At 57.1% G+C, this 7,376-nt stretch carries 6 protein-coding genes; 3 read left to right on the top strand and 3 right to left on the bottom strand.

Annotated features, from left to right (window positions below; genetic code table 11):
• Positions 1-158 precede the first annotated feature (158 nt).
• A complete protein-coding gene (gene cueO, locus ENTHG_RS17060; protein ID WP_044182321.1) occupies positions 159-1,712 on the bottom strand; it encodes a multicopper oxidase CueO in 1,554 nt (517 codons plus the stop codon).
• A 189-nt stretch (positions 1,713-1,901) separates the two neighbouring features.
• On the opposite strand from cueO, the gene ENTHG_RS17055 reads away from it, so the two are divergent.
• The 3 genes from ENTHG_RS17055 (at position 1,902) to speD (ending at position 4,005) form a co-directional block, all read left to right on the top strand.
• Positions 1,902-2,249, top strand: coding sequence for a YacC family pilotin-like protein (locus ENTHG_RS17055; RefSeq protein WP_044182318.1), 348 nt, complete (start codon positions 1,902-1,904; stop codon positions 2,247-2,249).
• Positions 2,250-2,341: 92 nt separating this feature from the next.
• Positions 2,342-3,196: a polyamine aminopropyltransferase gene (speE, locus tag ENTHG_RS17050; RefSeq protein ID WP_044182315.1), complete on the top strand. Its 855-nt coding sequence runs from the start codon at positions 2,342-2,344 to the stop codon at positions 3,194-3,196.
• A 14-nt stretch (positions 3,197-3,210) separates the two neighbouring features.
• Positions 3,211-4,005: an adenosylmethionine decarboxylase gene (gene speD, locus ENTHG_RS17045; RefSeq protein ID WP_044182312.1), complete on the top strand. Its 795-nt coding sequence runs from the start codon at positions 3,211-3,213 to the stop codon at positions 4,003-4,005.
• A 25-nt stretch (positions 4,006-4,030) separates the two neighbouring features.
• Here speD and yacL read toward each other — a convergent pair whose 3' ends face one another.
• Complete coding sequence (gene yacL, locus ENTHG_RS17040) at positions 4,031-4,393, bottom strand: protein YacL (RefSeq protein ID WP_044182309.1); 363 nt, start codon at positions 4,391-4,393, stop codon at positions 4,031-4,033.
• 185 nt (positions 4,394-4,578) lie between these two features.
• Positions 4,579-7,176, bottom strand: coding sequence for a bifunctional aconitate hydratase 2/2-methylisocitrate dehydratase (gene acnB, locus ENTHG_RS17035; protein WP_044182306.1), 2,598 nt, complete (start codon positions 7,174-7,176; stop codon positions 4,579-4,581).
• Positions 7,177-7,376: the final 200 nt, after the last annotated feature.

The raw sequence follows: 7,376 nt of genomic DNA, 5'->3' as shown, positions 1-7,376 counted from the left end.
CTCCCTCTCCCCGTGGGAGAGGGCCGGGGTGAGGGCACCAGACCGCACAAGGTAAAAGCGCACGCTGCCTTTTTTATTCTCTCCCGGATGCGCTGCGCTTATCCGGGCTACGCCTCCATATCCTCTCCCTGTGGGAGAGGACATCAGGCCGCAAAGACCTAAACCGTAAACCCCATCATCATCCCTGTATCCTCATGTTCCAGCAGATGACAGTGGGCCATGTAGGCGTGCTCCTTCGGCGCTGAGTGGTCAAACTTCACCAGTACTTCGCTTACATCCCCCTCCACGCGTACCGTATCTTTCCAACCGGCACGATGGGCCGCTGGCGGTTTGCCATTCTCGGAAAGAATACGGAACTGCGTGCCGTGGATATGAAACGGATGCAGCATCATGTCGCCAACGCCAGAGATAACCCAGCGTTCGTACTGCCCTTTGGCCGCGGCAAACATCGGCGTGTTCATGTCGAAAGCTTTGCCGTTGATAAAATTGGCGTTGTGAAAATCCACGCTGTGGCCGCCGTGGTTCATCCCGCCCATATTGCCATGCCCCATATGCCCCATCATCTGGCCGTGGTTCATACCGGCCATCGCCTGGTCGCCATATTTCTCCCTGAGCGCCTGCATACCCATCATATCGAGCATCGGGTCCATAGAGAGCTGCAGCTTACGCTGGGTCAGCCCCTCCAGGGATGGTAGCGCGGGCATGGCGGCCAGCGTATCGGGCAGCGTACCGGAGGCGGTCACCCGCAGCGGCTGAATGCGCAGCAGCGGGTAAGGCTTATCAAACGGCGCGACCGCCATGCCCATCTGGGCGACCGGCAACGTCACCATATCAAAGGCGTTGCCGTCGCTGGTATCCACCAGCACCTCGAACCGTTCGCCGGTGAGCATGGTCAGCTCGTTCACCTTAACCGGTTCCGCCAGCAGGCCGCCGTCGCTGGCTATCACGTACAGAGGCCGCTTATCGCTGGCGGCCACCGTCAGAGAGCGGGCATTGCAGCCGTTAAGCAGGCGCAGGCGCAGCCACCCTTTCGGTACGGCATGCTGCGGATAGTGCGCGCCGTTGGTCAGCAGCGTGTCGCCAAACCAGCCCACCGCCGCGCTCATCATATCCAGCTGATAGTCTATCTGCCCGTCGGGGCGGAATTTTTTATCCTGCATGATGACCGGCACGTCATCGATGCCCCACTGCTGCGGCAGGCGCAGCTGTCGGCTATTGTCGTCATCAATCAGTATCAGCCCGGCCAGCCCCATCGCCACCTGGCGGCCCGTTTTTCCGNGCTGATGAGGGTGAAACCAGCAGGTGGCGGCGCGCTGATTGACGGTGAAAGCGATATCGCGGCTGCCCCCCGGCGGGATGATTCCCTGCGGGCCGCCATCCACTTCTCCGGGCACTTCCAGGCCATGCCAGTGAACGGTTGTCTCTTCGCTAAGGGCGTTATGCACGGTGACATTCACCGTTTTCCCCTGACGCAGGCGTAGGGCCGGGCCAAGGAGAGCCCCGTTATAGCCCCAGGTTGCGGCACGTCTGCCAGCCAGCGTTGACTCCCCCGCCATTACGGTGAGTCGGATTGCGCTTTGCGCGTCAGCGCTCAGTAAAGGCGGAATGGGAAGCACCGGTCTGTCCGCCGCCAGCAGCGGACGGCTCCATAACGGCAAGGCGCTCAGCGCGCCAAGCGCAGCGGAATACTTTATAAATTCACGACGTTGCATTTCGATTTCCTTATGTGCAGCAGGCGATCTTTTGAGCATAAACCCTCCCCTAGCCGGAAGGTCAAGCCTGGCCGCGTTTTTCAGCGCGCAAAGGCGCAATAATAAAAGGCTCATCACGGCGATAATAAATATCGTCGCTGCGCCAACAGTGTGCTAACGTTTAATTTCCGTTATACCGTGGTAGAAATAATGAAGACGTTTTTCAGAACAGTTTTGTTTGGCAGCCTGCTGGCTCTTTCCGCGAACAGCTATGCCCTTAGCGAGTCCGAAGCGGAAGATATGGCCGATCTGACGGCAGTGTTTGTTTTCCTGAAAAACGACTGCGGCTACAACAACTTACCTAATGGGCAAATCCGCCGGGCGCTGGTGTTTTTCGCCCAGCAGAACCAGTGGGATCTCAGCAACTACGACTCATGGGATATGAAGTCACTGGGCGAAGCGAGCTATCGCGATCTCAGCGGCATCGGCATCCCAACCGCTAAAAAATGCAAAGCGCTGGCGCGCGATTCGCTCAGCCTTCTCGCCTACGTAAAGTAATCCCTGACGGGACACGCCGACCGTGCATCCGTAGCCAGAGTTAGCTATCATGTTGCGCCCGTTTTAAGCGGGGGTTAACAAAGGAGCAACCTATGGCCGACAACACCCTGTGGCATGAAACGCTGCACGATCAGTTTGGGCAATACTTTGCCGTTGATAAGGTGCTGTACCACGAAAAAACCGAGCACCAGGATCTGATCATCTTTGAAAACGCCGCCTTTGGCCGCGTAATGGCCCTCGATGGCGTGGTGCAAACCACCGAACGCGACGAGTTTATCTATCACGAAATGATGACCCACGTTCCGCTGCTGGCCCATGGCCGGGCGAAACACGTGCTGATTATCGGCGGCGGCGACGGCGCGATGCTGCGTGAAGTGACCCGGCATAAAAATATCGAAACCATCACCATGGTGGAGATTGACGCTGGCGTGGTCTCCTTCTGCCGTCAGTATCTGCCGAAGCACAACGCAGGCGCGTATGACGACCCCCGCTTCAGGCTGGTGATTGACGACGGCGTCAATTTTGTTAACCAGACGACGCAAACGTTTGATGTGATCATTTCCGACTGTACCGATCCGGTTGGCCCCGGCGAAAGCCTCTTTACGTCGGCGTTTTACGAAGGCTGCAAACGCTGCCTCAACCCGGGCGGGATCTTCGTGGCGCAAAACGGCGTCTGTTTCCTGCAGCAGGACGAAGCGGTTGACAGCCACCGTAAGCTGAGTAACTACTTCGCCGACGTCGGTTTCTATCAGGCCGCTATCCCCACCTATTACGGCGGAATCATGACCTTCGCCTGGGCGACGGATAACGAGGCGCTGCGCCACCTGTCCACCGAGATTATCCAGGCGCGCTTTCATGCATCAGGCCTGAAATGCCGTTATTACAACCCGGCCATCCATTCGGCAGCTTTCGCTCTGCCGCAATACCTGCTCGACGCGATCTCCTGAGGAGGTGATACAAATTGAAAAAGCTTAAACTGCATGGCTTTAACAACCTGACCAAAAGCCTGAGTTTTTGTATTTACGATATCTGCTATGCGAAAACCGCAGAAGAGCGCGATGGCTACATCGCCTATATCGATGAACTCTATAACGCCAATCGCCTGACGGAGATCCTGACGGAAACCTGCAATATCATTGGCGCTAACATACTGAATATTGCCCGCCAGGACTATGAGCCGCAGGGTGCAAGCGTCACTATCCTGGTGAGTGAAGAGCCGGTCGACCCGCAGCTTATTGATAAAACCGAACATCCCGGCCCGCTGCCGGAAACGGTCGTCGCCCACCTCGACAAGAGCCACATTTGCGTACATACCTACCCGGAGAGCCATCCGGAGGGCGGGCTGTGCACTTTCCGCGCCGATATTGAGGTCTCGACCTGTGGGGTCATCTCCCCCCTTAAGGCGCTGAACTACTTAATTCACCAGCTTGAGTCCGATATTGTCACCGTCGATTATCGCGTGCGCGGCTTTACCCGCGATATCAACGGTATGAAGCACTTTATCGACCATGAGATTAACTCGATTCAGAATTTTATGTCCGACGACATGAAAGCGCTTTACGACATGGTGGATGTGAACGTCTATCAGGAAAATATCTTCCACACCAAAATGCTGCTTAAAGAGTTCGATCTTAAGCACTACATGTTCCATACCAAACCGGAAGAGTTAAGCGAAGAAGAACGCAAGGTCATTACCGACCTGCTCTGGAAAGAGATGCGCGAAATTTACTACGGCCGTAATATCCCGGCCGTGTAATGGCAGGAGCAGGGACGCTCCGGCACTATTTCTGTTTAACGAATTCGCGGTAGGCTGCGACGACCTGTAAAAAGTCTTCAACGCCGCACAGGGAGAGGCTCTCCTCGTCGTAGTAGCTCATTCCCTCTTCCATTTCGTCGCCGGAAAACTCCAGCTGATTGGCGCGGATCATCACCTCTTCGCCATCCATCCACAGGGTGTATTCATGCCCGGCCCGCTGCCATGTGCGCTCGCTGCCTTTTACCGTTTGCGCCGCCTGCTCAACTTCATCCAGCAGGGCGAGATTCTCTTTTACCTCTTCATTAAACCAGTGTCCCACAACTTCGTGGCCCATCGACATACGCACTTTCACCACACCGGTAATGTCGCGCAGAAATTCGTAATCCATCGTGTTTTCCTCTGCAAAGCCAGTAGGGTAATTATCGCAGCAGAGAGGGAGAAAAAAAGCGTGACGGGTGTAAGGAATGAAAATAAAAAAGCCCCTCACCCCGACCCTCTCCCCAGAGGAGAGAGGGTGAAAACCGCACGGAGCAGTCCCCTCTCACCTTTGGGGAGAGGGTTAGGGGTTGTGTTTTATACCGCGGTCTGGAAGATAACCCCGTCGGCCTTCTCGGTGTACTGAGAGAGCTGGTCGAAGTTCAGATAGCGATAGGTGTCCACCGCCGTCTTATCTACCTGCGCCACGTAGGTCTGGTACTCTTCCGGCGTCGGCAGTTTGCCGATCAGCGCCGCCACCGCCGCCAGCTCCGCAGAGGCCAGGAAGACGTTCGCCCCGGTGCCTAAACGGTTCGGGAAGTTACGGGTAGAGGTCGAGACCACCGTCGCGCCGTCGGCAACGCGCGCCTGGTTACCCATGCACAGCGAGCAGCCCGGAATTTCGATACGCGCACCGCTCTTACCAAACACGCTGTAATAGCCCTCTTCGGTCAGCTGCGCGGCGTCCATACGGGTTGGCGGCGCCACCCACAGGCGAGTCGGCAGCTGGCCTTTATGGCTGTCCAGCAGCTTCCCTGCGGCACGGAAGTGGCCGATGTTGGTCATGCAAGAACCGATAAACACTTCGTCGATCTTCTCGCCCTGTACGTCAGAGAGCAGACGCGCATCGTCCGGATCGTTCGGCGCGCAGAGAATCGGCTCTTTGATATCCGCCAGATCGATGTCGATCACCGCCGCGTATTCTGCGTCGGCGTCGGCTTCCAGCAACTGCGGGTCCGCCAGCCATTTTTCCATGCCCTGAATACGGCGCTCCAGGGTACGACGGTCGCCGTAGCCTTCCGCAATCATCCACTTGAGCAGGACGATGTTGGAGGTGAGGTATTCGATAATCGGCTCTTTGTTGAGCTTGATGGTACAGCCCGCCGCAGAACGCTCGGCGGAGGCATCGGTCAGCTCGAACGCCTGCTCTACTTTCAGGTCCGGCAGGCCTTCAATCTCAAGGATGCGGCCAGAGAAGATGTTTTTCTTCCCTTTCTTCTCAACGGTCAGCAGCCCCTGCCTGATGGCGTACAGCGGAATGGCGTGTACCAGATCGCGCAGGGTGATGCCCGGCTGCATTTTGCCTTTAAAGCGCACCAGCACCGATTCCGGCATATCCAGCGGCATCACGCCGGTCGCAGCGGCAAACGCCACCAGGCCGGAGCCCGCCGGGAATGAAATACCGATTGGGAAACGGGTATGGGAATCGCCGCCTGTCCCCACGGTATCCGGCAGCAGCATACGGTTCAGCCAGGAGTGGATAACGCCGTCGCCCGGACGCAGGGACACGCCGCCGCGGTTCATAATGAAGTCCGGCAGCGTGTGATGAGTGGTCACGTCAACCGGCTTCGGATAGGCCGCGGTGTGGCAGAAGGACTGCATCACCAGATCGGAAGAGAAGCCCAGGCACGCCAGGTCTTTCAGCTCGTCGCGGGTCATCGGCCCGGTGGTGTCCTGAGAACCGACGGAGGTCATTTTCGGCTCGCAGTAAGCCCCCGGACGAATCCCGGCCACGCCGCAGGCGCGACCCACCATTTTCTGCGCCAGCGAGTAGCCGCGGCTGCTTTCCGCCACATCTTTCGCCTGACGGAAAACGTCTGAGTGCGGCAGACCCAGCGCTTCGCGCGCTTTGGTGGTCAGCCCACGGCCAATGATCAGCGGAATACGGCCACCGGCGCGTACTTCGTCAATCAGCACGTCGGTTTTCAGTGCAAAGGTCGCCAGCAGTTCATTGGTTTCGTGGTTGCGCACTTCGCCTTTGTACGGGTACACGTCAATCACGTCGCCCATGTTCAGGTTATTCACGTCAACTTCAATCGGCAGCGCGCCCGCATCTTCCATGGTGTTGAAGAAGATAGGCGCGATTTTACCGCCGAGTACCAGCCCGCCGCCGCGTTTGTTCGGCACATTCGGGATATCGTCACCCATAAACCACAGCACCGAGTTAGTGGCGGATTTACGGGAAGAACCGGTACCGACCACGTCGCCGACGTAGGCCAGCGGGAAGCCTTTCGCAGCCAGCGCTTCAATTTGCTTAATCGGGCCAACCACACCCGGCTGATCCGGCTCAATGCCTTCACGGGCGTTTTTCAGCATCGCCAGGGCGTGCAGCGGGATATCCGGGCGCGACCAGGCGTCCGGCGCTGGAGAAAGGTCGTCGGTGTTGGTTTCGCCGGTCACTTTGAACACGGTGACGGTGATCTTTTCCGCAAGCGATGGGCGGCTCAGGAACCACTCGGCGTCAGCCCAGGATTGCATCACCTGTTTAGCATAGGCGTTACCCGCTTTGGCTTTCTCTTCTACGTCATAGAAGTTATCAAACATCAGCAGGGTATGGGACAGCGCTTTGGCAGCAATCGGGGCCAGCGTAGCGTTATCAAGCGCGTCGATCAGCGGATGAATGTTGTAACCACCCTGCATGGTGCCGAGGAGTTCGATGGCTTTTTCCGGGGTAACGAGCGGAGAGGTCGCTTCGCCTTTGGCGACAGCGGCAAGGAATCCGGCTTTCACATAGGCGGCTTCATCGACGCCTGGCGGTACACGATTAATTAACAGGTCTGACAGGAATTCTTCTTCGCCCGCAGGCGGGTTTTTCAGCAGTTCTACCAGCGCGGCCATTTGGGTTGCATCTAAGGGTTTCGGTACAATCCCCTCGGCGGCACGCTCAGCTACGTGCTTACGGTATTCTTCTAGCACGACGGTTCTCCTCGCTCTCATTGTAAAATGCGGCAGGCGATTCTCTTCACGCTCCTGTGAGACAGCAGTTTGTAGGGTAAATGCCCGATACCGCGTCGGCAGCATAGCAGGATTTTCAGACAGTGTTAATCTGTTTACAAAAAAGCAACATTAAATAATTTGCTGAATCGTTAAGCAGGGTGTAAAGGCGTACTATTGTG

Origin of the sequence: Phytobacter massiliensis JC163, from assembly GCF_000321045.1 — a bacterium.
Taxonomy (GTDB): domain Bacteria; phylum Pseudomonadota; class Gammaproteobacteria; order Enterobacterales; family Enterobacteriaceae; genus Phytobacter_A; species Phytobacter_A massiliensis.
Note: the sequence above shows the minus strand (reverse complement) of the source record. Positions and strands in the feature narration are given on the sequence as shown.